The organism is Candidatus Campbellbacteria bacterium (assembly GCA_028817035.1).
GTDB lineage: Bacteria > Patescibacteriota > Minisyncoccia > Phycocordibacterales > JABAAK01 > JAPPQH01.
Map to the genome: position 1 here is coordinate 36,391 of JAPPQH010000017.1, position 23,659 is coordinate 60,049.

The following is a 23,659-nucleotide window of genomic DNA, read 5'->3' on the forward strand; positions in this document are numbered from 1 at the left end:
TTATTTTGTGGTACAATATTTGGTATAATAATTTTGATTTTTTGAAAGAAGTTTATGATTGGAAAACGAATAAAAGCATATATATTTATAGCGATTAGTTTCTTACTGGTTTATTTTGTTTATTACACTGAATATGTTTCTCAGAGTAAGCCTTTTCAACTTGGTCTTGATTTGAAAGGTGGTGCAGAGTTGGTCTACAACGCTGATGTTTCTAAAATTCCAAGAGAGGAAGTGGCAGATGCGATGAACGCACTTCGTGATGTTATAGAAAGAAGGGTGGACGCTTTTGGTGTTGCTGAACCTATTATAAGAACAAGTTCGTCAAGTTTTGTAACAGATTCACAGATTGAACGACTTATAGTTGAACTTCCTGGTGTTACAGATGTTGATGCCGCGATAGAGCAGATAGGTAAAACTCCTTTGCTTGAGTTTAGGTTGCTTCGTATAGATGGAAATAACATTAGTTTTGAGGACACAGGCATAACAGGGCGGTATGTGGAAAGCTCTGATTTATATTTTCCACAGGGTCTCGCAAACACACCGACAGGAGAGATTGGCATACTTGTTAATTTTAATGGCGAGGGAGCAAAACTTTTTGAACAGATTACATCAGAAAATGTGGGCGAGTACCTGGCGATTTTTCTTGATGGCACTGTAATCTCCCAGCCAATAATAAACGAACCTATACCAGGTGGAACCGCATCAATAACCGGAAACTTTACAGCTGATGAAGCAAGGGAACTCTCACGAAACTTAAACTTCGGTGCACTTCCTGTTCCTATTGAGATTGAGGGAGTCCAGACCATAGGGGCGACATTGGGAGAAGAAACAATAAAAGACGGAGTAAATGCTGCAATAGTTGGATTTTTGCTTATAATTTTATTCCTCATTGCTTGGTATCGTCTTTCGGGTTTTGTGGCGACAGTCTCTCTCATTACCTATGTGGCGATAATGCTTCTTCTCTTTAAGTTCATACCAGTCACTCTCACAGCCGCTGGACTTGCTGGTTTCATAATATCCATAGGTATCGCGGTGGATGCAAATGTTCTTATCTTTGAAAGGATAAAAGAAGAGATAAGATCTGGGTCTGAAGCGAGAGAGGCGATAAACAAAGGATTCGCTCGTGCATGGCTTTCAATCCGTGACGGTAACTTAACAAGTTTGATAATAGCGATTTTGCTTTTCTGGCTTGGAACCTCTCTCATAAAAGGTTTTGCATTCACATTTGGTATGGGAATAATCGTCAGCATGTTTACGGCGATTGTATTTTCTCGAACCCTCTTGCGAGTCTTTGGGAGTGTATCCAGAAAGACATTAGGGTCAATTATATTTGGTGTTAAAGAAAAATAATTATTATGGTTTCAATAATGAAAAAAAAGAAAGTGTTCCTCTCAATATCATTTATATTGATTGTGGCTTCACTTTTGCTCATAATATTTAATCCGCCAAAGTTGGGGATTGAATTTAGCGGTGGAACATCTGTAGAGTTTTCGTATAATCAAAACATATTGAAAAGTGAAATAGAGAATAGAATAAGCGGTTCATTTGAGACTTATGTTTTGAGAGAAAAGGGAGGTGGCTACTCGCTACAAGTTGGCGACTTGGATGAAGATGGTCGGTTGGAACTTCTTTCACTTCTTAACATAGGCGGCGCTGCTCCAAACATCTCTGCCTACCAGTCAATTGGTCCATCCATAAGTTCAGAAATAACAAGAAAAGCCCTAATTGCCGCACTTCTCGCGACAATTATAATAATCCTGTATGTCGCCTTTGCTTTTCGCAAGGTTTCTTACCCAGTTTCTTCTTGGAAATACGGTCTTGTGGCTATGATTGCCCTCGCGCATGATGTGATAATACCGACAGGGATTTATTCCATCTTTTCATACATATCAGACGCCCAGATTGATGTTCTCTTTGTGACGGCACTGCTTGCGATAATAGGTTATTCAATAAATGACACGATAGTTATATTTGATCGCATAAGGGAAGGTCTGCGTATGAGTAGAGAGCAAGGCAGGGAAGTTTCTTTTTCAGAGACAATTGAGTCAAGTGTAAATAAAAGTTTCTCACGATCAATAAATACATCTCTCACGACAGCATTTGCTTTGGGAACGCTGTATTTCTTGGGAGGCGCTGTTACTCAGTGGTTTGCGCTTACCCTTTTGATAGGTGTGTTTGTTGGAACATATTCTTCGTTGTTTTTCGCGGCGCCACTCTTGAGTTTGTTCAAAACAAGTTCAAAATCATACAAGGATTATGTAAAAGACACGCAGGGTAAAGATGCACTTTCAAAAGCAGAACGAGAACTAAATGAAAGGTTGGACAGAAACCATAGATAAAAAAAGATAGGTACGCACGGGCGTGCGTACCTATTCAAGATCAGCGGCTATCTGACTTCGCTTTCAATTAAGTCATAACTTTTTCCTGGGGGATAGAGCAACATGTTGAGTTGGTCTGCACGATGTTTCATGGCATCAAAGGTTAAACCCAACAGGTATGCCGCTTGTGGCGGATTTCCACCACACAGATCAAGGGCATCATTGATGTTTTCCTCGCTTATCCTGTCAAAACTCCTCCAACTCTTATGGGCATTGAAATCGCTGCTCATCACATTGATGAGTTTTTGAAACTTACCTTCTAAGGCTTGGGCTTTTTCCTCAAGTCTCTCCACTCTCCTCTTTAGGACTAGGTTTTGTTCGTCTTCATTCATGACATCACCTCCTCTGTCTTTACAGACATCAAAAAGAACCTTTGAGCAAGTAAATGCTCTTAAAGGCATAATAATACAATTAATGCGTGTTGTCAATGTGGGCACATTTAGTAGATAAAAAAAGATAGGTACGCACGGGCGTGCGTACCTATTCAAGATCAGCAGCTATCTGGCTTGGCTGGCAAGGCATACTTACTCTCGCAAGACAGAATCAAGCCGAGTTGGTCCGCACGATGTTTCATGGCATCAATGGGTAAACCCAACAGGCATGCCGCTTGTAACGGATCTCCCCTACACCGATCAAGGGCATCCTCAATGTTTTCCTTGCTTATCCTATTTAGGACTAGCAGGTTTTGTTCTTCTTCATTCATGACATCACCTCCTCTGTCTTTACAGACATCAAAAAGAACCTTTGAGCAAGTAAATGCTCTTAAAGGCATAATAATACAATTAATGCGTGTTGTCAATGTGGGCACATTTAATTTCATGTCACTGTCACATTGACACTTTCGCTGACTTTGATAAAATGAATATTATGGAGAACGACAATAGATCTATAGGAACACTTTTGCTATACATAGGGCTATTCTTTGTTGCTTGTTTTGGTATCCTCTTTTTGGGTATCGCTGTCCTTGATTTGATTGATATTCTTTTCGCTAAACCAGAAGCATTTGGTAGTTATAGCCCAAGAGAATCTCTGAATTTTGCAATGCCGGTTTACATAGTTTTACTCCCACTTTTGTTTTGGATGACTGGTCGTGCAAGAAAAAAAATATCAGGGACAGAACCTGTAAGAGGGCGTGTGGGCTCAATCTCGCTGATAATCTTTTTTGCTTTTGTTATTCTTATCATTGATTTGATTGTATTATTGTGGAGTTTGTTTAGTGGCGATTTGTTACTCAACTTTTCTTTGAAAGTGATTGCCGTTGCTGTGATAGCGGCTGTGGTGTTGTTTTATTACCGTAGGGATCTAAAAAATGAGTGGAGTAGCAATACATCTGCACATAAAATATTTGTATGGGTCGTATCAATCGTGTTAATTGTGATTACCGTAGTCGGAATATCAAATGGTGGCATATTGTTACAAAGAGAGGACAAATTGAAAGTTGAGCAACTTTCGAACATATTTTTCTTCGTACAGACCCACTATAGAACTAATAACGAAATCCCATCTTTTGAGAAGTTAAGGAGTGAAAATTATAATATTTCACAGAATCCAGATGTTGAAGATGGTGTTGAGTATTATGTAAAAAGTGCAGACACGATAGAGCTCTGTGCAAGGTTTAACCTAAGCGGCAGCACGCCCTATGGTCAATGGAATCATACAGAGGGTAGAAATTGCTTCACCAAAGAGATCTTCAAATAATTATCTGCCCTCTCATATTAAATATGTATTCACATAAAGATATAGAGGAAAAATTTAATAAAAAGTGGGAGGAAGGTGATATTTATGCCACCCCACAGGATGATAAAAAAGAAACAAGGTATGTCCTTGATATGTTTCCATATCCTTCGGGTGATGGTCTGCATGTGGGACACACCAGAGGATACATCGCAAGTGATGTTTATTCGCGTTTTTTGAGGATGAATAATTTTGCTGTTCTTCACCCCATGGGGTGGGATGCGTTTGGTCTGCCGGCAGAGAACAGGGCGATTGAAACGAACACACATCCAAGAGAAGAAGTAGACAAAAACACAGCGATGTATAAATCACAACTGAAAAAAATTGGTCTCAGTTATGACTGGTCGCGTGAGATTGATACGACAGATGAAAACTATTACAAATGGACTCAGTGGATTTTTCTACAATTTTATAAAAAAGGGCTCGCTTATCGTGCTAATGCCCCTGTCAACTGGTGTCCTTCCTGTCAGACAGTTCTTGCAAATGAAGATCTTGAAGATAAAAAATGTGAGAGGTGCAAGACGCCAATTTTGAAAAAAGATTTGTGTCAGTGGTTTCTCAAAATAACTCAATATGCCGACAGGTTGCTGAACGACTTGGACAAACTTAAAAACTGGCCCTCTCATGTGGTGGAATTGCAGAGGAATTGGATAGGAAAAAGTGAAGGATATGAATTTCGCTTTTCGTTGTTTAATGAAGACGGCGGAATAAATGTATTTACAACAAGGGCGGATACCATTATGGGTGTTACATATCTCGCGCTCTCACCAGAACATCCTCTTGTCAGAAAAATCTTGCCAAAAGTAAATAACAAAGAAGAAGTTGAGTGGTATATAAAAAAAGCAGGGCAGATGGATGAGGCGATAAGAACAGACAAAGAAAGAGAGAAAACCGGTGTTTTGGTAAAAGGTCTGCGTGCATCACATCCCGTGACAAACAACCCCATACCTATTTTTATCGCAGATTATATTTTGTCAGATTATGGAACTGGTGCCATTATGGGAGTTCCAGCACATGATGAGAGAGATTACAATTTTGCAAAGAGATATGACATTCCTGTAGTTCAAGTTATATCGTCTGAAGACGCAGATGAAAACAAAAATGAATGTTACACAGGAAAAGGTTTGTTGGTTAATTCAGGAGAATTCAACGGATTGTCCTCAGAGGTTGCATCTTCAATAATTGCTGAGCGTATAAATGGAGTGAAGACAAGCACTTACAAATTAAAGGACTGGGTGTTTTCAAGACAAAGATACTGGGGTGAGCCGATACCCATTGTCTATTGCGATGATGAAGTTGTTCCAGTCCCTGAAGAAGATTTACCACTTCTTCTTCCTAATGTTAAAAATTATCAACCCACAGGGACAGGTGAATCTCCGCTTGCAAATATAGACGAGTGGGTAAACACGACTTGCCCCAAGATTGATGGGAAAAAAATGAGTGCATGCCGTCCAGCAAAAAGAGAAACAGATACGATGCCAGGTTGGGCTGGTTCATCTTGGTATTATCTTCGTTTCATAGATCCCAATAACAAAAAATCTTTTGTGGGAAAGAAAAAAGAGAAATCTTGGATGCCCGTTTCTGTTTATGTGGGCGGATTGGAGCATGCGACAAGACACCTTATATACGCACGATTTTGGCACAAGGTTCTTTATGATCTTGGTTTGGTAAGTACTGAAGAACCATTTGATACTCTAAGACCGGTTGGGCTTATCCACGCACAAGATGGCAAAAAGATGGGTAAAAGATATAGCAACGGAACCACGCCAGATGAAGTTGTAGAGAGTTATGGAGCAGATGCTTTGAGAATGTATGTCATGTTTATCGCACCGTTCAACCAAACTGCATTATGGAATTCAAAGGGTATAAATGGGACAAGAAGATTTTTGGAACGCGTGTGGAAAATGAAGGACTCTGTTTCAGATTCTGCTAAACCATCAGAAAATTTAGAGACACAGCTCCACGAGGCAATAAGAAAGATAAAGGAAGATATAGAAAAATTCCATTTCAATACAGCAGTAAGCCAGATGATGATATTTGCCAACGCGATGGATAAAGAAAAGAAGATTCCTAAATCTATTTTTGAAACATTTTTGAAATTATTGGCGCCATTTTGTCCTTATTTAACAGAAGAAATTTGGCTACACTTGGGTCACAAAAAATCAATTCACCTTGCGGAATGGCCGAAATATGATTCTAAAAAAATAGTCGTTAAAAATGTCCCAATTGTGATACAGGTAAACGGCAAAATGAGAGCCACCGAAAGTTTTGCCCCTGACACATCTCAGTCAGAAGTTGAGAAAAAAGCGAAGAAAATTCCCAATGTTGCAGTGCATATCAAAAAAGGCGAGCCGACTAATGTGATTTTTGTCCCAAACAAGGTGATAAATTTCGTCTTGAAATAGGGTCGTTGAATAAAAAATAATAGGACGCACTTCCTGTGCGTCCTATATAAAATTGGTGGGCTACTCAGATGACTGCCTGAACTCGTTTATGTCAATGCCATGCTTTTCTATGCGATACCTCAAAGCCATACGGGGCTTTCCAAGTTCGCGTGCTGCCTGTGACACATTCCCACGAGTTTTCTTAAGGGCATCCACGATGGCTTTCCTTTCCATCTCATCAAGATTGGTGGATCCCTTTGCTTCTCCATCCGATTCGTTATAAGTAACGAATATAGCCATAGAGAGACTGTTCAGCTCCATCTCCAACTTTCTCACGGCCTCACCCACATCTCCACCATCAACCTGTACAACGACCTTCCGCTTAAGGTTCGCCAAGGCTTCATTCGTTCGATCAATGCGTCTCGCGAAATCATCAGCCGTAGCTCTGCCGTCAATGGGTTGAAGATTGCCATCCGTCATCGCTTCACCTCCAGTTGTCTCAGTTGTCTAAAGATCATCATAAAATAATATTACACCAGGAGCAAAAAAATGTCAACCCCCACACAATCAACCCATATCTGCGCTACTTGCACTTGTGTGAGATATAATAAGAATATATGAAAGAAAACAAGATGGGTGCAGAATTCCTAAGAAGCAACAACCCAAACATACATAAAACGATGGGAGGACCTGCGAGGAGGGAGAAGGTAAGGACAGGAAAAACAATAGAGAAGCCAGATGAGGTGATTTCTGTGTTCCTAAATCGTTATGCACAAGTGTTGCAGAGGAAGGGTGAACAGGAGAGGAAAAAAGGAGTAGAAGCAATATGGAGGATGGTGAAGAGGGATAATATCATAAAGGAGGAGAATATATCCAGAGCATTTAATAATTATCTAAATAGAAAAAGGGATATGGGGGAAGATATAGCAGAGAGTGAGATTCCAAGATTGAAGAAAGAATATGCAGAGATGAAAATAGAAGACCAAGAGGATAGTCTCTACAATTGGATAGAGTATTTTGCATCACATGAGACAGACGCATATCCCCTTTGGTTTAAGTTCCTTGCCCTAAAGAATGTGTTGCGTGTGGGTGAATACAAAGTAAATGAGAAGCAATTCTACAAAAGAACAAAATACACAGCAAAACCATTCCTAACATTAAACAAACAAGCCCTTGCGGGAATATATGAGCATTTCAATAAGATAGTGGAAGGTAAGGACATAGAAACAGAAGATGAGGAATTTAGAACATACTTAGAGAACAAAAACTTTGTAAAGGCATACATCAGAAGGATGGAGATATTGAAAAGAAACAGAGGTGCTGAGCATCTTGAGGTGATTGATGGTAAGTGGAGAAGATTTACAAAAGGACAAGAAAAAGAAATGTTTGATTCACTTCAAGGACATCACACTGGCTGGTGTTTAGAAGGTTCTATCAATACTTGCGAAGGGTACTTAGACAATGGAGATGCCCTTATCTACTATTCCAATGATAAAAGAGGAGACCCCACTATCCCAAGATTGACGATAGCGTTTAGAGGGAAAGGTATACGCGAGATAAGCGGGATAGAAGAGGGGCAAACATTAGATGAATACATATTCCCTGTCCTCAAAGAAAAGCTTGAGGAATACCCACAAGAAGCGGAGAGATACAACAAGGCAGCGGAGGACATGAAACGGGTTACAGAGATCCACAACAGCCCACTATCAATATCAAAAGAAGACCTACGCTTTCTATATGAAATTGATGGCAAGATACACAACTTCAGAGGAGGAACTGACCCAAGGGTAAAGGAAATACTGAGAGGAAGAGATGCAAGAGAAGATATTGCATACATATTTGGTAGTGCAAAGGATCAAATATGTATCTTAAACGATGAAGGGGGCATCCCAAAAGAAGAATTTTTTTCTGGTAAATACACACATTACCTTACACCTAAATTTAACAAATATAAGTTGGTTGTCAATATAGAAATGAAAGATGAAGATTTGGAAACAATGAAAAAAAATGGAGTAACCAAATTTCCAATTGTTATTGGAGGTATATACAAAAAGATTAATCTTTCAATCACAAATATAAAGGATATTCAGCCGTTACCTTGGGGTGTGAAGAGTCTTTCTCTCAACGGTCTCACAACCGCAGAAGGGCTGAAGATACCCGAGGGTGTGGATCATCTTGAACTCAACGGTCTCACAAATGCAGAAGGGTTGAATATACCTGAGGGTGTGAAGTATCTTTCTCTCGACGGTCTTACAAACCCAGAAGGATTGGTGATACCTGAGAGTGTGGTGGATCTTTATCTCAACGGTCTCAAAACTGCAGAAGGGCTTAAGATACCTGAGAGTGTGGTGGATCTTTATCTCAACGGTCTCAAAACTGCAGAAGGGCTTAAGATACCTGAGGGTGTGTGGAAACTTTATCTCAACGGTCTCACAACCGCAGAAGGGTTGAATATACCTGAGGGCGTGGAGTGGCTTGAACTCAAAGGTCTCACAAGTATAGTAGGGTTGAAAATACCTGAGAGTGTGGTGTATCTTGAACTCAAAGGTCTCACAAGTGCAGAAGCGCCTATACTTCCTAGGGATTTGAAAGACCTATCATTTGGTGCAGGTATGAGTGATGAAGAATCTGATAAACTCGAAGAGTAATATCCTCATATTAAAATTAAGCGTTTTTGGTATTGAAAAATACGTCAATCCCACACACAATCAACCCATATCTGCGCTACTTGCACTTGTGTGAGATATAATAAAGATGTATGGAAAACATGAGTGAAATAGGTGGCTTTGGAAAAAAATCTGCAAGGAATATAAGGAATATAGAGAAAAATAAACCATGGGAGATGGGCGATGTACTTGTGATTGAGATGGCAGAGAAAACAGACAAAATTATGGATTGTTATGATAAAACATTAGAAATAAGTGATGAAAAACAAAGGAAAGAAGAAATGGGAAAAATCTGGAGGATGGTGAAGAGGGATATTGTCATAAAAGAAGAAAACATATACGAAGCATTTGAGAGTCATCTGAAGAGAAGGATAGACAGGGGTGAGAATATACAACATAGCCATATTCCAGGATTGAAGAAAGTGTATGCAGAAAGAAAAAGAAAAGAGCAAGAGGAAAGTCTTTCTGCTTGGATGAAGTATTTTATATCACAGGAGTCAAATGTTTACCCCATTTGGTTTAAGAGCTTTGCCCTAAGAGGTGTGTTGAATACTGGTGCTCATAAAATAACTCAGAAGACGCACAATGTATCTAGAATCATAGGAAGAGACCGTAAGAAAAGAGATTATCTTGATTTAGATGTGTTCTGTGAAACTAGTGAATATAAAATAGATAAGAAAGAATTCAAAAAAAGAACAAAATACACAGCAGAACCGTTTCTTTCTCTAAACAAACAAGCCCTTGATAGTGTATATGAGCATTTCAACAATCAGAAGCAGGGTAATAAAAATAGAAGAATAGGTGATTTTTACCTCCAGACTTACATATCTAGAAATAAGTTTGCTCAAGCATACGATAGAATGATAGAACTAAAAAAGATGAATCGTGGCGAAACAGTAAAGAACATAGAACGCCTTGCAAGAATTTATGATAACCAATTTTCAATATCAAAAGAAGACTTGCTATTTCTTTATAAGACTGGTGACAAAATATACGATTTCAAAGGCAAAAAAGACATAAGAGCGTATGAAATTCTAAAGCATAGAGACAAAAGGGAAGATATTGCATACATCTTTGATGTTCCAAAGGATCAAGTAAGTTTCACCAAAAGCGAGTTTGTTTCTGGCAAAAGCACATATCACTTTGGTAATGTAATAAAACTTTCTGATGAAGATTTAAAAAAACTGCAAAAAAATGGAGTGACCGAATTTCCAACAATTATAAAAGGAGATATTGACTTTCAAAATATCACAACCACAGAAGGTCTTTTGCCATTTCCTGAGAATATGGAAATACTTAATCTTGGCAACCTCCCAAGTGCAGAAGGACTTCCGCCACTTCCTAAGGGTTTGAAAGAACTTGATCTTAATTATCTCAGAAATCTAAAAGGAATTAAATCATTTCCCAAGAGTCTGAAAAAACTTAAACTTAACGGTATTGTAGAAACAAAAGGAGGATTTCCATTGCTTCCTGAGGGTTTGGAAGAGCTTTATCTTGGCTTACCTTCACTGGATTTTTCACAACTCCAACAATTTCCTAATAGTCTGAAAAAACTTGATCTCCGTAGAGTGTTACATATAGAAGGACCTCTATCACTTCCTAAGAGTTTGAAATCTCTTGTTCTTCCGCGTAATATGTCTCTAGAGATTGGTAGTGAAATCAGAAAGCGATATCCTAATGTTGAAATCATACAAGTGTAATACACACAATGCCAAATAGAGAGCAATATTATTAGTTGTGTGAGGTATAATAAGAATATATGAAAGAAAACAAGATGGGTGCAGAATTCTTGGGAGGTGCCGACCAACATTTATTCAAAAAGATTAGAGGACCTGCAAAAAGGGAGGAGGTAAGGACTGGTGAAAAGATAGACAAGCCAGAAGAAATTATTAAGGTATTTCTGGATCGTTATGCACAAGTGTTGCAAAGGGAGGACGAACAAAAGAGGGAAAGAGGGGTAGAGGCGATATGGAGGATGGTGAAGAGAAACCATATCATAAAAGAGGAGAATATATCTAAGGCATTTAATAATCATCTAAAAATAGAAAGAGATAGGGGTAAGGACATATCATGGGGTGAGGACATAACAAAGAGTGAGATTCCAAGACTGAAGAAAGAATATGCAGAAAGGGTGATAGGAGACCAAGAGGATAGTCTCTACAATTGGATAGAGTATTTTGCATCACATGAGACAGACGCATATCCCCTTTGGTTTAAGTTCCTTGCCCTAAAGAATGTGTTGCGTGTGGGTGAATACAAAGTAAATGAGAAGCAATTCTACAAAAGAACAAAATACACAGCAAAACCATTCCTAACATTAAACAAACAAGCCCTTGCGGGAATATATGAGCATTTCAATAAGATAGTGGAAGGTAAGGACATAGAAACAGAAGATGAGGAATTTAGAACATACTTAGAGAACAAAAACTTTGTAAAGGCATACATCAGAAGGATGGAGATATTGAAAAGAAACAGAGGTGCTGAGCATCTTGAGGTGATTGATGGTAAGTGGAGAAGATTTACAAAAGGACAAGAAAAAGAAATGTTTGATTCACTTCAAGGACATCACACTGGCTGGTGTTTAGAAGGTTCTATCAATACTTGCGAAGGGTACTTAGACAATGGAGATGCCCTTATCTACTATTCCAATGATAAAAGAGGAGACCCCACTATCCCAAGATTGACGATAGCGTTTAGAGGGAAAGGTATACGCGAGATAAGCGGGATAGAAGAGGGGCAAACATTAGATGAATACATATTCCCTGTCCTCAAAGAAAAGCTTGAGGAATACCCACAAGAAGCGGAGAGATACAACAAGGCAGCGGAGGACATGAAACGGGTTACAGAGATCCACAACAGCCCACTATCAATATCAAAAGAAGACCTACGCTTTCTATATGAAATTGATGGCAAGATACACAACTTCTTAGGAGGTGAAGAGATGATAGAAGAAATACTGAGAGGAAGAGATAAAATAGAAGATGTTGCATATATCTTTGGTGTTCCAAAGGATCAAATAAGCACTTCGGAAGAAGAAGCCCTATCTGGTAAATGCGTGTATCACCTTGGGAATTTATTAATTGAAGATAAAGAATTAGCAGAACTAAAAAGAAACGGCGGAACTAAATTTCCAATTGTTGTTGAGGGTGAATACGAAATTGATCTTTCAATCACAGATATAAAAGGCATTCCGCCATTACCTGAGGGTGTGGATCGTCTTGAACTCGACGGTCTCACAAATGCAGAAGGGTTGAATATACCTGAGGGTGTGGTGCATCTTCAACTCAAGAGTCTCAAAACTGCAGAAGGGTTGAAAATACCTGAGGGCGTGAAGACTCTTTCTCTCAACGGTCTCACAAACCCAGAAGGGTTGAAGATACCTGAGAGTGTTTATTGGCTTTCTCTCAACGGTCTCAAAACTGCAGAAGGGTTGAATATACCTGAGAGTGTGAGGACGCTTTATCTCGACGGTCTCAAAACTGCAGAAGGGTTGAATATACCTGAGGGTGTGAGGGTTCTTTCTCTCGACGGTCTCAAAACTGCAGAAGGGTTGAAGATACCTGAGAGTGTTTGTTGGCTTTCTCTCAAAGATCTCGCAAGTGCAGAAGGACTTCCACCACTTCCTAAGTATTTAGAAACACTAACTGTTAGCTACCATATGAGTGATGAAGAAGTTAATAAACTCAGAAAGCAATATCCTTATCCTCTTTCCATTAAACGCTACTAAATGGTAGCCAAAAGAATAACAATCATCTTTCTACCTTTATAGGACTAATTATAGAAATAAAAATAATAGGACGCACTTCCTGTGCGTCCTATATGAGATTGGCAACTATCCAGTTGCCGTAAATTTCTTCATGAGAGATGTTACGCCAATTTGAGTTTTCTCATGCGCCATTCCAACGAACGACGAGACAAACCCACCAACTTTGCCGTTTTTGCAACATCCCACTTGGTTTGCTTAAGGGCAGCGACTATTTTTTTCTTCGCTTCTTCCTCAAGCTTACGGTGGAAAGCATTCTCGCCAACATCACGATTAGCACGCATGGTCGTGACGAGTTTGTCCAACTCACCCCGAAAGTTCGCCAAGGTTTCATTAACCTGTCGGATTTCTTCCTTCATCCACTGGACTTCTTTCGTGAGTTCGTTGACCCTTTTTTCAAAGGGATTTTGGTTTTTCCCCATAGTATCACCTCCTGATTTTGTAGGGATCAAAAAGAAAGAACTTTCGAGCAAAAGCAAGTGCTCTTAAAAGCATACTAATATAATTAATAGATATTGTCAATACCATCAATTGACATATAATATGGGGCGAAATAGGGACTTTACTTTATTTTTGTTTTTTGGTATTATATTAAAAGGGTCGGGAAACAAACAATGAGCAAATATGCAAACATAGAAAACGCTGTTTTGAAGGCGACCAGAGATTTACTTGCTTTGGATGTCCTTAGTAACCGCGAAAGAGAAATCGTAGATATGCGTTACGGTCTTAACAGTCGTGGTAAAAAAGTAACATTGCAATCCCTTGGAACAAACAAGGGTCTTACCCGTGAAAGAATAAGACAGATTGAAGCACAGGCACTTAAATCTCTAAGCCGTGCAAAAAACAATGTAGACATACACAGACCTATAAACTTGATAAGAACTTTCATTGAGAGCAACGGGGTTGTTCTCAGCAACAATACACTTATTGATAAAATAGGAGGAAACAAACAATTAGACAACAGCATAATGTTTTTACTTCAGTTTTCTGATGACATTGGTTTCAGAGGTGCGAACAATCATTTTGAAGATAGATGGTATGTGACAACAAAAGGAGATTTTGTTGATTGCGTAGAAGAGTCATTACATGCACTTCATGACTCACTTGGGAGAAATGATGTGTTGGATGAAAGGTCCTTTTTGAATAGATTTCACGAGTGTATGGACAACAAGGTTTTGTCCTATTCTAAGAAAGATAAAAATTATGCTCGTAACTGGATTATGATTTCTAAAAAATTAGATTCCAACCCTATCAATGAATGGGGTCTTTCAGATGCAAATGAAATACGCCTTGCTAATACAGCACACAGGGCATATCTTGTCCTCCGTCTTGAGAAACAGCCTTTGCATTTTCGTCAGATTGCCGGAAGGATAAAAAAAGTCCTTAATTGTTCAATTGAGGATAGTACTTGTCATAATGAACTTATAAAGTCCAACAAGTTTGTCCTTATTGGGCGTGGTATGTATGGTCTGGAAGAGCACGGTTACAAGCCTGGCGTTGTTCGTGAGGTGATAACCCGTCTTTTGAAAGAAAGAGGTCCAATGTCAAAAGAGGATATAGTGAAAAATGTCACAGAAGAGAGGGAAGTCAAGGAGTCCACGGTGATAAACAGTCTCTACAATAAAAAGAATTTCACAAAGAACAGTAAGGGTTTATATACCGTAGCCCGATCAAGTGCAAAAAAATAACTTTTTTGTGTCAGATAAGTTATAATAACTGTAATGATCGCAAGAGCAACTGAGTTTATCGTCCTTTTTTATTTTGTTGTCCTCATCTCGTGGGCAGTTTTGATATATTCTGATGTTCCGCTAGAGATTGCTGAGATACTTTCTGTCTCAGGGGTATTCCTTTTTCCTTATTTTACGATGGCGTGTGTGCTCATAGCTTTGATTGCAGAGGCGCATCGCATAAGGTTGAATTATTTGCAAGCTGCTTTTATATCAAAACAGGACTACAGACTTCTTGAGTTAAAGATGCCAGCAACTATTGAGAGGTCGCCAGAGGCGATGGATATAATACTCAACAGATTGAATCTCACACTGAACGAAACAAACTGGAGTCACACGATATGGCTTGGAAAGGTAAGACCGACATGGTCTTTTGAGATTATATCTGCAGAGGGTCAGATAAGGATGTTTATCAGAATTCCAAACTTTCACTGTCATAATGTCAGAACCTCAATATACTCCTATTATCCCGAAATCCAGATAGAAGAGGTCAATGATTATGTGGAAGAAATGACATTTAATCATAAAAAAGATAGGATGTGGGGGTGTATGCATAAACTTAAAGAAAAAAGGGCGCTACCTCTTAGAACATATTTGGACTACAACATACACTCAGGCAAGACCAGTATTTCCATCCGTGCGCAGAGATTGGGAACCGAAACAGGCGACCTTGTTGATCCAATGGCTCCTATGATTGAGGCGATGGGAACTTTGGGTGTAAATGAGCATATGTGGGTTCAGTTTCTTATCAGAGCACACAAGAAAAATAGTATACAAAAAGGTTTTTTCGGTCACTATAGTCATAAAAAAGAAGTAAAGGAAGTGTTGGATGGAGTAAAAGGCAAGAAAAAGGGTTCCGAAGAATCAAAAGAAGATATAGGCAAGTTTGAAAGAGAGTTGGTTGATAACATAACACGCAACGCTTCCAAACCGCAGTTTGATGTTGGTATAAGAACGCTTTATTTCACAAAAGGTGAGGAATCTTTCAACGCTACAAATATAGTTGAGTTGGTATCTCTGCTAAAATCTTTCAAACAACCAAAATATAATTTTTTCTCCCCTATGGGCGGACACACGATAGGTAATTATTCTTGGGGACCTTTTGTAGAACTTATTGGGCTTTATCCAAAGGGAACAGTTGCCCAAGATATGTCAAAACTCTTGTATAGACTTTATTGTGATAGAACTTATTTCTACCCTATATTATCAATACCAGAACGATACATAAGTGTGATGAGCAGTGAATCCCTTGCAACTCTCATACATCCGATAGGTTCGCACATAAGCACACCAACGATGCCTCGCGTTCTTTCAAAGAAAAAACAAGCCCCTTCCAATCTACCCGTATGATCAAAAAATCCCTTACAGTACTAATACTCATACTTGTCGCCTTTTTCGCGTGGCATACACTTTTCACCAACCCAGAAGGTGATGGAGCAGTTGTTTTTGTTAAGGAAGGCATGTCAACAGAAGACATAGCACACAATCTGAAAGAAAATAATCTTATCCGATCAAGCAAGGCTCTGAAAATAGTTTTAACCGCAACAGGCAACTCAGATGAGGTCCTTGCCGGAGAATATCATTTTTCAGGACCCATCTCTGTCCTTGAAGCATTCAAGCGTCTTACAAGAGGTTCTTACAACACCCCAACAGTCCGTCTGCGCACCATAGAAGGATCTTCTATATTTAGTATGGCAGATGTTGTGTCAGAAACATTTCCCCACATAACCCCAGAGGAATTTATATTGGAAGCAAGAGGTTATGAAGGTTATTTATATCCCGATACATACATACTTCCTTTCAACTTGACTGTGAGGGAAATAGTAAAAATAATGAACGCTGAATTCCAAAACCAAGTCGCACCGCTTTCTCAGTTGTTTGTGTCATCTGGCAAATCAATGGAAGACATAATAAAAATGGCATCAATTATAGAGCTTGAGTCTGCTGATAGAGATGAACGATTTTATATCTCAGGAATACTATGGAAAAGAATTGAGTTAAACATACCGCTTCAGGTTGATGTTGCCTTTTCTTATGTAAACGGAAAAAATAGTTACACACTCACACTTGAAGATTTAAGGAAAGACCATCCATACAACACATACACAAATCGCGGCCTACCACCAACACCGATTGGAAATCCAGGGATTGAGTCCATAAGGGCGGCACTCACACCAAAGAAAAGCGAGTACTTGTATTTCATTGCAGATAGGAACGGAAAGACACACTACAGCAGAACCCACGAGGAGCATGTCAATAAAAAGTTTGCGTTCAAAAAAGAATAATGACTGAAGCAAAAGCAAAAGAAACTGTATTTGTCGGTCTTTCAGGTGGTGTTGACTCTGCTGTGTCTGCGCACCTGCTTTGTGAAAAGGGCTATGATGTTGTTTGCGTTTTTATCCGTGGCTGGCAGCCAGATGGTCTTTTGTGTCCGTGGCAGGAGGACAGAAGTGAAGCGCTAAAAGTAGCAGCCTTTCTAAAAATTCCTTTTGTAAGTTTGGATTGTTCTGAGGAATATAAGAAAAAAGTAGTTGATAATTTTTTGGAACAATACAAAAGAGGGGAAACGCCAAACCCTGATGTGTTGTGTAACAAATTCATAAAGTTCGGTTTTTTCCTTGAGCATGCTCTGAAAGAAGGCGCTGACAAAATAGCAACCGGTCATTATGCAAGGACAATCTCAAAGGAATCGGTTTTGTTGGCACGCCCAACTGATGAGAAAAAAGATCAGACATATTTTTTATGGACTCTTAATCAAAAAATACTTGAAAAGACAATTTTCCCATTAGGCAAATACAGAAAAGAAGAGGTAAGAAAAATAGCAAATAAAATAGGTCTTCCCAACGCAGACAGAAAAGACAGCCAAGGAATATGTTTTCTGGGAGATATACAAATGAGAGAGTTTTTGGAAAAATACATAGAAAAAAAGAGCGGTGATGTTGTTGATGAGAAGGGGAATACAATAGGAAGTCATAGTGGATCTTTCTTTTACTCTTTGGGTCAGAGGCATGGGTTTGATATAAAAAACAAATCACCAAAGACCGAACCTTATTTTGTAGTGGAAAAAGATTTTTCTAATAATAAAATTGTGGTTTCAAATGATAAATTTGCGCTTGTAAGAAACGGAGCAACAGTTTTTTTGAGAAATGTTAATTGGATATCTGAAACCCTACCAAAAAATAAAAATGTATTTGTAAGATCAAGACATAGAGGCTTGTTGGTGAACGCGGTCTTGCAGGAAGTAGCGGCAACCACAGCACAGGCGGTAGACAAAAGTGCTTCTACGCTTTACACAGCAGGTCAATCTTTGGTTATTTATGATGATAAAAAAGAAGTAGTTTTAGGGGGTGGTGAAATTGACAAAACTCTGGTTGGTGAGATATAATAAAGATATATGGAAAATAGAGAAAAAATAGGTGGCTTTGGAAAAGAATCTGAGGGCAATGAGAAACGTATTAGGGAAATACTTGACAGTCCGCGGTTACCACTAAAACATGAAGAACTTAATTTCCTCCGTAAAGAAAGGGAAGGTGTTGCGCGAATACTTGGTATTAATCCAGACCAATTAAGTTTATCAGAAAAAGGCTTTCATTTTGGTGTACACACACATCACATTGGAGATTTAGAAGTTTTAGCGGAAGGTTTTATAGAAATGAAAGAGAAAGGAATAGGCAAATTTCCAACCGTCATAAAAGGAGGTCTTGACCTTAGAGGACTCATAAGTGCTAGACAACTTACAGAATTTAATGAAGAACTTAAAGAGTTTCCCGAGGATTTGGAAGCACTTTATCTTGATAATCTCTTAGAAATAAAGGGGCTTCCAGAATTTCCTAAGAAATTAAAAACACTTTCTCTCCTCAAACTTGCAACTTTGGAGGGGCTTCCACCATTTCCCGAAAGTTTAGAAGAACTTTATTTGGGTATCAAAACCACCAAAGGTCTTCCACCACTTCCTAGTTATTTGAAGAAGTTTTCAGTTAGCAGGGATATGAGTGATAAGCATCTCAACATCCTCAAAAAGCAATATCCCAGTCTCCATATCACTCAAGACTAATAGGCACAATAACAAATATAAAACAATGTTATATCTTACATAAGATATAATAAGAACATATGAAAGAGAATAAAGGCATAGACTTTTTGAGAAGCAACAACCCAAACATACATAAAACGATGGGAGGACCTGCGAGGAGGGAGGAGAAGATGGCAAAGAGGTGGATAGGAGAGGATGAAAAGATAGAAAAGCCAAAGGATGTGATTGGGGTATTTCTAAGTCGCTACGCAGAAGTGTTGCAGAGGAAGGGTGAACGAGAGAGGAAAAAAGGAATAGAAGCAATATGGAGGATGGTGAAGAGGGACAATATCATAAAGGAGGAGAATATATCCAGAGCATTTGGGAGTCACATAAATAGAAAAAGGGATAGGGGGGAAGATATAGCAGAGAGTGAGATTCCAAGATTGAAGAAAGAATATGCAGAAAGGGTGATAGGAGACCAAGAGGATAGTCTCTACAATTGGATAGAGTATTTTGCATCACATGAGACAGACGCATATCCCCTTTGGTTTAAGTTCCTTGCCCTAAAGAATGTGTTGCGTGTGGGTGAATACAAAGTAAATGAGAAGCAATTCTACAAAAGAACAAAATACACAGCAAAACCATTCCTAACATTAAACAAACAAGCCCTTGCGGGAATATATGAGCATTTCAATAAGATAGTGGAAGGTAAGGACATAGAAACAGAAGATGAGGAATTTAGAACATACTTAGAGAACAAAAACTTTGTAAAGGCATACATCAGAAGGATGGAGATATTGAAAAGAAACAGAGGTGCTGAGCACCTTGAGGTGATTGATGGTAAGTGGAGAAGATTTACAAAAAAACAACAACAAGAAATGTTTGATTCACTTCAAGGACATCACACTGGCTGGTGTCTGGAAGATTCTAATGAACAGCGTCATAGATATCTAAGAGATGGAGATGCCCTTATCTATTATTCCAATGATAAAAGAGGAGACCCTACTGTTCCAAGATTGACGATAGCATTTGATGGAGAAAGAATAAAAGAAATATCTGGAATAGAAAAGGGGCAAACACTGGATGAATACATATTCCCCGTCCTCAAAGAGAAACTTGAGGAATACCCACAAGAAGCGGAGAGATACAACAAGGTAGCGGAGGACATGAAACGGATTACAGAGATCCACAACAGCCCACTATCAATATCAAAAGAAGACCTACGCTTTCTATATGAAATTGATGGCAAGATACACAACTTTAGAGGAAATCCTGACCCAAGGGTAAAGGAAATACTGAGAGGAAGGGATAAAAGAGAAGATGTTGCATATATCTTTGGTGTTACAAAGGATCAAATAAGCACTTCGAGAGAAGAAGCCCTATCTGGTAAATGCACGCATCACCTTGGGGATTTAACAATTGGAGATTTAGCAAAACTAAAAAGAAACGGCGGAACTAAATTTCCAATTATTGTTGGGGGTAGATACGCAATCTATCTTTCAATCACAAATATAAAAGACATTCCACCATTACCTGAGGGTGTGAACATACTTCATCTCAACAGTCTCACAAGTCCAGAAGGGTTGAATATACCTGAGGGTGTGAGGAGTCTTTCTCTTGACGGTCTCAAAACTGCAGAAGGGTTGAATATACCTGAGGGTGTGAGGAGTCTTTCTCTTGACGGTCTCAAAACTGCAGAAGGGTTGAAGATACCTGAGGGCGTGGGGGTACTTGATCTCAACGGTCTCACAACTGCAGAAGGGTTGAAGATACCTGAGGGTGTGAAGCATCTTTATCTCAACGGTCTCACAACTGCAGAAGGGTTGAAGATACCTGAGGGTGTGAAGCATCTTCATCTCAACAGTCTCACAAACCCAGAAGGGTTGAATATGCCTGAGAGGGTGGTGTGGCTTGAACTCAAGGGTCTCCCAAGTGCAGAAGAATTTCCACCACCTCCTAATGATTTAGAAAGACTATTTGTTAGCCAACATATGAGTGATGAAGAATTTAATAAACTCAAAGAGCAATATCCTCATATTGAAATTAAGTGATGATAATCAGAAGAAAATAATAACCACCTACACAATCAACCCATATCTGTGCCACTTGCACTTGTGTGAGATATAATAAGAATATATGAACAAGCACGACAAGGGCAATATAATCAAAGTTGATGGTTCAATTGAAACATTTGACAAGAAAAAATTACAGGAATCAATCATCCGTTCTGGCGCAACGATGGATGTCTCAAACAAAGCAGTAGAGCATATAGAAAAATATCTGAGGGGTAGCATAAGAACGGATGAGATATATCGCAGGGTGTTCTCTTTTCTTAAAACACACAACAAAAAAAATGCCATGAGATATTCATTAAAAAGAGCACTGCTTCATTTTGGTCCGACAGGTTTTCCTTTTGAGCGTTTTGTTGCTGAGTTGTTCAATATGCGTGGTTACAAAACTAAAGTGGGGGAAGTAATCTCTGGTCGCTGCGCATCACACGAAGTGGATGTATTTGCAACAAGCGGTTCAGAAAAAATAGCCATTGAGGTTAAATTCCACAACAAACAAAGATACAAGACAGATATGAAAACAGCCCTTTATATAAAAGCCCGTTTTGATGACCTTCTTTCTCGGACACCTTCCTCTTTAATGATGGGAAAAATTACAAAAGGCTTGTTGGTAACAAACACACACTTCACTTCAACGACAATAAGATATGCAAAGTGTGTCGGCTTGGAAATAATTGGTTGGGGGTATCCCAAAAGAAAGGGGAATTTGCAAAATTTAATTGAAGATGAAAAGATACACCCAATCACCTGTCTTACTTCACTTGATGAATCTGATATGAGGCAACTTTTTGCCCATAATTTAGTGTTGTGTCGCGATGTTGTAAAAGAAGGCAATCACCTAAGACATCTCGGCATAGCGCCATCAAAGGTCGCGAAATTAGTTAATGAAAGCATTGAACTCTGTTCGTAATGTCTGCAGATGCTATACAATAATAACAATGAAGGGAGTAGATGAAATAAGGCAATTATTTATATCAAAAATGAAAGAGGGCGGTCATCACATACTGCCTTCTTCATCACTGGTTCCTGAAAACGACACAACCACTCTTTTTACTGGCTCAGGGATGCAGGCGTTGATATCTTATTTATCAGGAGAGAAACATCCTTGTGGCTCCCGACTTGCAAACTCTCAAAAATGTTTTCGTGCTGAAGATATTGAAGAAGTGGGGGACAACAGACACACAACTTTTTTTGAGATGCTTGGTAACTGGTCTCTTGGCGACTATGGAAAAAAAGAGCAGATAACAAATCTTTTTAACTTTCTTACAGACAAGAAATCCGGTCTTGGGTTGAACCCCGAAAAACTTTTTATCACCGTCTTTATAGGCGATGAAAAAGCAGGAATACCGCGGGATGATGAAAGCGCAGGGATATGGAAAGAACTTTTTGAAGGTGTTGGCGTTGAGGCAGGTGTTGTGGATATAGGTTCAGTCAAAGATGGTGACAAAAGAGGAATAAAAGATGGCGAGAGAATTTTCTTTTATGATGCAGTAAAGAATTGGTGGAGTCGGGCAGGTAGCCCACAAAATATGCCCGATGGTGAAATAGGCGGAGCAGACACAGAAGTATTTTTTGACTTTGGCATAGATCAAAACAATGTAGAACCAAAACCCCACCCAAATTCCGAGTCAGGCAGGTTTGTTGAAATAGGCAATTCAGTTTTTATGGAATATATCAAAAAAGATGGCTCATTTATCCCTCTGCCACAAAAAAATGTTGACTTCGGTGCCGGACTTGAACGCTTGAGTATTGCAACTATGAACAAACCAGATATTTTTCTTTGTGACGCGCTTTCCCCTCTTGTGAAGACAATAGAAAAATGTTTGGGGGTTTCGTATGAAAATGAATCACACAAAAAAGGGATAAGGGTCATTGCTGACCACCTCCGTGCATTTGCTTTCATAGTTGCTGACGGGATTTTGCCCGACAAAGAAGAAAGAGGATACATAGCAAGACGACTTTTGAGAAGAGCACTGCTCCACAAAATATTTCTTAATGAAAACAGCGAAACGACGCTACCCCTGTTTGACACCATAGCAGACACATACAAAACAACCTACCCCCACATTGCAGAGAAAACAGAAGAAATAAAAAAAGTGTTTGATGAGGAAGAAAAGAAATTTTCCTCCACCCTAAAAAAAGCAAAAAAACGATTTGATGATATTGTCGCCAACGGCAAAGATCTTTCTGGAGAGGATGCTTTTGCCCTACAGAGTACATATGGTCTACCCCTTGAAATGATAAAAGTCCTTTCAAAAGAAAGCGGAGTGGATTTTAATGAGAGTGATTACCTGAAAGCGATGGAGCAACACAAAAGAAAATCAAGAGAAGAATCAGAGGGCAAGTTCAAGGGAGGACTTGCCGACACGAGTGAAATGTCTGTTAAATACCACACTGCCACACATCTTTTACACCAGGCACTTCGTGATGTTCTTGGCGACAGAGTAGAACAAAAGGGAAGTAACATAACAAAAGAGCGATTGAGATTTGATTTCTCACACCCACAAAAACTAACAGACGATGAAATAATCAAAATTGAAAATATAGTAAATGAAAAAATCAAAGAAGGTCTTGAAATTACCAAAATTGAAGTAACAAAAGAAGAAGCAAAGAAAATGGGCGCACTATGTTCTGCCGATGACAAATATGGCGATATGGTGACGGTGTATAGCATAGGTGATTACAGCAAAGAATTTTGTGGTGGACCGCATGTCACAAACACTCGCGACCTTGGAACATTCAAAATAACAAAAGAAGAATCTGTAAGCAAAGGAGTAAGACGAATCAAAGCACAGCTTGGTTAGTTTTGAACTTTTATATGAGATATAATAAGAATATATGAAAGAGAATAAAGGCATAGATTTTTTGAGAAGCAACAACCCAAACATACATAAAACGATGGGAGGACCTGCGAGGAGGGAGA

Annotated in this window: 19 protein-coding genes; 15 read left to right on the forward strand and 4 right to left on the reverse strand. The window is 39.0% G+C overall.

Annotation, left to right across the window (positions count from 1 at the left end; all coding sequences use genetic code 11):
- Window positions 1-54 precede the first annotated feature (54 nt).
- Together secD and secF are read left to right on the forward strand one after the other, a co-directional pair.
- A complete protein-coding gene (gene secD / locus OXU73_02915; protein ID MDD9868253.1) occupies window positions 55-1,350 on the forward strand; it encodes a protein translocase subunit SecD in 1,296 nt (431 codons plus the stop codon).
- A 17-nt stretch (window positions 1,351-1,367) separates the two neighbouring features.
- Window positions 1,368-2,339 carry a protein translocase subunit SecF gene (gene secF / locus OXU73_02920; GenBank protein ID MDD9868254.1) on the forward strand — a complete coding sequence of 324 codons (972 nt, stop codon included), beginning with the start codon at window positions 1,368-1,370 and terminating at the stop codon, window positions 2,337-2,339.
- Between the two features lie 47 nt (window positions 2,340-2,386).
- On the opposite strand, the gene OXU73_02925 is transcribed toward secF, so the two are convergent.
- Together OXU73_02925 and OXU73_02930 are read right to left on the reverse strand one after the other, a co-directional pair.
- Window positions 2,387-2,779, reverse strand: coding sequence for a hypothetical protein (locus OXU73_02925; GenBank protein ID MDD9868255.1), 393 nt, complete (start codon window positions 2,777-2,779; stop codon window positions 2,387-2,389).
- An 89-nt stretch (window positions 2,780-2,868) separates the two neighbouring features.
- Window positions 2,869-3,150, reverse strand: a complete 282-nt coding sequence (locus OXU73_02930; GenBank protein MDD9868256.1) for a hypothetical protein — start codon at window positions 3,148-3,150, stop codon at window positions 2,869-2,871.
- A gap of 95 nt (window positions 3,151-3,245) precedes the next feature.
- Here OXU73_02930 and OXU73_02935 point away from each other — a divergent pair, with 95 nt between their 5' ends.
- On the forward strand, window positions 3,246-4,076 hold the full coding sequence (locus tag OXU73_02935) for a hypothetical protein (protein MDD9868257.1): 831 nt from the start codon (window positions 3,246-3,248) through the stop codon (window positions 4,074-4,076).
- A 23-nt stretch (window positions 4,077-4,099) separates the two neighbouring features.
- Complete coding sequence (gene leuS / locus OXU73_02940; protein ID MDD9868258.1) at window positions 4,100-6,517, forward strand: leucine--tRNA ligase; 2,418 nt, start codon at window positions 4,100-4,102, stop codon at window positions 6,515-6,517.
- A gap of 60 nt (window positions 6,518-6,577) precedes the next feature.
- Here leuS and OXU73_02945 read toward each other — a convergent pair whose 3' ends face one another.
- Window positions 6,578-6,817 carry a hypothetical protein gene (locus tag OXU73_02945; GenBank protein ID MDD9868259.1) on the reverse strand — a complete coding sequence of 80 codons (240 nt, stop codon included), beginning with the start codon at window positions 6,815-6,817 and terminating at the stop codon, window positions 6,578-6,580.
- Window positions 6,818-7,113: 296 nt separating this feature from the next.
- On the opposite strand from OXU73_02945, the gene OXU73_02950 reads away from it, so the two are divergent.
- The 3 genes from OXU73_02950 to OXU73_02960 all read left to right on the forward strand — a co-directional run bounded on the left by OXU73_02950 (window position 7,114) and on the right by OXU73_02960 (window position 12,889).
- Window positions 7,114-9,144, forward strand: a complete 2,031-nt coding sequence (locus OXU73_02950) for a hypothetical protein (protein MDD9868260.1) — start codon at window positions 7,114-7,116, stop codon at window positions 9,142-9,144.
- 110 nt (window positions 9,145-9,254) lie between these two features.
- On the forward strand, window positions 9,255-10,862 hold the full coding sequence (locus OXU73_02955; protein MDD9868261.1) for a hypothetical protein: 1,608 nt from the start codon (window positions 9,255-9,257) through the stop codon (window positions 10,860-10,862).
- Window positions 10,863-10,921: 59 nt separating this feature from the next.
- Window positions 10,922-12,889, forward strand: coding sequence for a hypothetical protein (locus tag OXU73_02960; protein MDD9868262.1), 1,968 nt, complete (start codon window positions 10,922-10,924; stop codon window positions 12,887-12,889).
- Window positions 12,890-13,029: 140 nt separating this feature from the next.
- Here OXU73_02960 and OXU73_02965 read toward each other — a convergent pair whose 3' ends face one another.
- The gene (locus OXU73_02965; protein MDD9868263.1) at window positions 13,030-13,347 is read right to left on the reverse strand and encodes a hypothetical protein; all 318 of its coding nucleotides are present in this window, start codon (window positions 13,345-13,347) and stop codon (window positions 13,030-13,032) included.
- 192 nt (window positions 13,348-13,539) lie between these two features.
- On the opposite strand from OXU73_02965, the gene OXU73_02970 reads away from it, so the two are divergent.
- The 8 genes from OXU73_02970 to OXU73_03005 all read left to right on the forward strand — a co-directional run bounded on the left by OXU73_02970 (window position 13,540) and on the right by OXU73_03005 (window position 23,540).
- Window positions 13,540-14,613, forward strand: coding sequence for a hypothetical protein (locus OXU73_02970; GenBank protein ID MDD9868264.1), 1,074 nt, complete (start codon window positions 13,540-13,542; stop codon window positions 14,611-14,613).
- Window positions 14,614-14,646: 33 nt separating this feature from the next.
- Window positions 14,647-16,002, forward strand: a complete 1,356-nt coding sequence (locus OXU73_02975; protein ID MDD9868265.1) for a hypothetical protein — start codon at window positions 14,647-14,649, stop codon at window positions 16,000-16,002.
- Window positions 15,999-16,937 (forward strand): endolytic transglycosylase MltG, encoded by a 939-nt coding sequence (gene mltG / locus OXU73_02980; protein ID MDD9868266.1) that lies wholly within the window; start codon window positions 15,999-16,001, stop codon window positions 16,935-16,937. The genes OXU73_02975 and mltG overlap by 4 nt, the downstream gene beginning before the upstream one ends.
- Window positions 16,937-18,037: a tRNA 2-thiouridine(34) synthase MnmA gene (mnmA, locus tag OXU73_02985; protein ID MDD9868267.1), complete on the forward strand. Its 1,101-nt coding sequence runs from the start codon at window positions 16,937-16,939 to the stop codon at window positions 18,035-18,037. Before mltG ends, mnmA begins: the two co-directional genes overlap by 1 nt.
- Window positions 18,038-18,046: 9 nt before the next feature.
- Window positions 18,047-18,706 (forward strand): hypothetical protein, encoded by a 660-nt coding sequence (locus OXU73_02990; protein ID MDD9868268.1) that lies wholly within the window; start codon window positions 18,047-18,049, stop codon window positions 18,704-18,706.
- A gap of 59 nt (window positions 18,707-18,765) precedes the next feature.
- A complete protein-coding gene (locus OXU73_02995; protein MDD9868269.1) occupies window positions 18,766-20,718 on the forward strand; it encodes a hypothetical protein in 1,953 nt (650 codons plus the stop codon).
- A gap of 85 nt (window positions 20,719-20,803) precedes the next feature.
- On the forward strand, window positions 20,804-21,646 hold the full coding sequence (locus OXU73_03000; GenBank protein ID MDD9868270.1) for a restriction endonuclease: 843 nt from the start codon (window positions 20,804-20,806) through the stop codon (window positions 21,644-21,646).
- A complete protein-coding gene (locus OXU73_03005) occupies window positions 21,621-23,540 on the forward strand; it encodes an alanine--tRNA ligase (protein MDD9868271.1) in 1,920 nt (639 codons plus the stop codon). Before OXU73_03000 ends, OXU73_03005 begins: the two co-directional genes overlap by 26 nt.
- Window positions 23,541-23,659: the final 119 nt, after the last annotated feature.